General features: G+C 41.2%; 1 protein-coding gene. It reads right to left on the reverse strand.

What is annotated here, in order from left to right; genetic code table 11:
• A partial coding sequence (locus tag GQR46_RS20770) for a flagellin (RefSeq protein ID WP_277344157.1) occupies positions 1 to 955 on the reverse strand: 955 nt, incomplete at both ends.

Genomic DNA, 955 nt, shown 5'->3' on the forward strand with positions numbered 1-955 from the left:
TTTGCTTGCGACAAGATTGATGTACCTGCTTGTTGCAATATCTGGTTTTTAGTCATCTCAGCAGTTTCTGTTGCAAAGTCAGTATCTTGAATACGGCTGCGTGATGCAGATACGTTCTCTGATATGTTCGCTAAGTTACTTATTGTGTGGTCAAAACGATTTTGAACCGCACCTAAGCTCGCTCGTTGTGAGTCGATGTTTGCAATCGCGTTATCAATAATTGCTAGCGCATCTTGCGAGCCCTTCTGGCTTGTAATATCAACGTCAGAAACATCATTTAGCTTACTTGTTACAGATGCAACCGCGGATAAAGTTGTATTTGCACTAGCTGCAGTAAATGTTTCTGAAGAGTTTAATTGAATTCCCCCTGTAATGTTTACAGCTACAGTTGTACCACTTACCAAATCAAAATCAGTATCATCTTTACCATCGTAACCTTGGGCTTTAACAGCTACTTCGGTAGCAACATTAGCACCTGCAGAATCTAAAGCACTAAAATTAGTAAGAGCAATATCCTCCCCTTCGTTATTAGATACTGTAAATACTCCATTATCGATTGAAGCAGTTACACCATGCTCATCGGTTGATGCATTAATTGCTTCAGCCATTGCTTGCTGATCACTGGTAACATTACCTGTTGTTGCGTAAGATACTTTTTCATCATTTAAAGAGAAACTTACAGTTCCATCGGCAGCGCCAGGAACTGATATTACTAACTCAGCTTCAGTTCTTGCCTGTGCTGTAACGCCTGTAGAAGATGAAAATTCATTGATAGATGCTGCACCAGCTTTAGCGCTAGAGCCTGCTGCAATATTAACAGTTGCACTATTTCGGCCATCAATTGTATAGGCAGCTGCTCCAACCGAATTTGCTGCACTAGCAGAACCAAAGCCAGTATTAGCCGCGCCTTGTAAATTAACTTGGTTAGAACCAATTTTCTCTGCCGCTACACTAG

The organism is Pseudoalteromonas sp. Z1A6 (genome assembly GCF_011378745.1).
Classification (GTDB): Bacteria; Pseudomonadota; Gammaproteobacteria; order Enterobacterales; family Alteromonadaceae; genus Pseudoalteromonas; species Pseudoalteromonas arctica.